Raw genomic sequence first — 1,541 nt, 5'->3', positions numbered from 1 at the left:
CTCGCCGACTACCTCGCTAAACTCGCCCTCCGACCGCAAAACAAGCCAGTTACTTAAGATCGTAATTTTCGGCGCAGGATACTAGCGCGTTGAAGCACGGCGCTCCGAGATCCAGATGGAAGGTAGATCGAGCTTGCTCATTGGGACGGATCGTCGTTGCGGAGGGCCGGTGCCCGAGGTCACAATGCATGGAGGTGCCGGGTGGTCATCCCGGCGAAGTGTTGGAGGCGCTGCTTGTGAACACCGCACCGCGGTGCGCCTCGCCATGCGCGCCAGACGCTGACCACTTCGCTTCGCCCACCGGCTGACCTGCTTCATTCACGGTGGGCGCTTCCCCTTATGGGAGACCACCGTAGTGTCCGAAGACTTCGGGACGGTTGATCGCCGTCCTCTGGCAACGGTTCTTGCCGCCAACCTCGTTTCGATCGCCGGGAATTGCCTTACATACATGGGCGTGCCGTGGTTCGTGCTACAGAGCACGGGCAGCGCCGCCAGGGCCGGGATCGTCGCGTTCTGCACACTGCTGCCCGCAGTGCTCGCTGCGCTCGTCACCGGTCCGGTCATCGACCGGATGGGCCGACGGCGGGTGAGTGTCGCCTCGGATCTCGCCTGCGGGGTCGCCGTTGCGGCGATCCCGCTGCTGCAGTTCGCCGGCATCCTGCAGTTCTGGATGCTGTGCGTGCTGATGGCGATGACAGGGCTGTTCCGTGCGCCGGGTGAAACCGCTCGCGGCGTCCTGGTGCCCACGCTCGCCGAACGCGCCGGAATGCCGCTGACCAGGGCTGCGGGGCTGTACGACGGTGCGGCACGCTGCGCGGCGCTGACGGCATCCGCTCTCGGAGGGGTGCTGATCGCCGTACTCGGAGCCGAGAACGTCCTGTTGGTAGATGCCGCGACCTTCGCCGTGGCCGCGCCACTGTTCGCGTTCGGGGTGCGAGGCCTGCCCGAGGCGCGGGCCCAACAACGGGCCGAGCCGGCGTCGCTGCGTGTCTACCGTCGTGAACTCGCGGAAGGGTATCGCTTCGTGGCGGCCACGCCGTTGCTGCTGGGCCTGTGCCTGATGACGCTGGTCACCAGGGGCCTCGACCAGGGGTGGAGCGCTGTGCTCCTACCCGTGCATGCCCGTGAGGAGCTTGATGGTGCCGTCGATCTCGGTCTGCTGAACGCGGCATTCGGGGTTTGCGCTCTCACGGGGGCGCTGGTCTATGGGGCGGTGGGCAGCCGCTTTCGGCGGTGGCCCGTGTTCACGATCGCTTTTCTCATCGGGGGCCTGCCGCGCTTCGTGGTGGCCGCCTTCACCGATACCTTCACCCCGCTGGTCGTGATCATGGCAGTTGAGGGCCTCGCCTTCGGTGTGCTCAACCCCATCATGGCCACCGTGACGTATGAGACGGTGCCGGAGGAACTGCGCAGCCGCGTGCTGAGCGCGACAACGGCCTCGGTGCAGATGGTCACTGAGGAAGTTTCATCGTGATTCGTGCAGGTCAACGGCCCTGGCGTGACGGGTGGTTGGGCTGCTCGCGCATGTCACGAGCGTGATC

Annotated in this window: 1 protein-coding gene; it reads left to right on the top strand. The window is 66.1% G+C overall.

The genetic code is table 11. The features are described 5' to 3' along the window. Positions 1–355: 355 nt before the first annotated feature. Positions 356–1,474: an MFS transporter gene (locus H8R17_RS45380; protein ID WP_316959757.1), complete on the top strand. Its 1,119-nt coding sequence runs from the start codon at positions 356–358 to the stop codon at positions 1,472–1,474. The last annotated feature ends 67 nt before the right edge of the window (positions 1,475–1,541 follow it).

This window comes from Streptomyces sp. TRM68367 (genome assembly GCF_014495685.1).
Lineage (GTDB): Bacteria > Actinomycetota > Actinomycetes > Streptomycetales > Streptomycetaceae > Streptomyces.
This window is presented reverse-complemented; position numbering and strand designations above follow the sequence as displayed.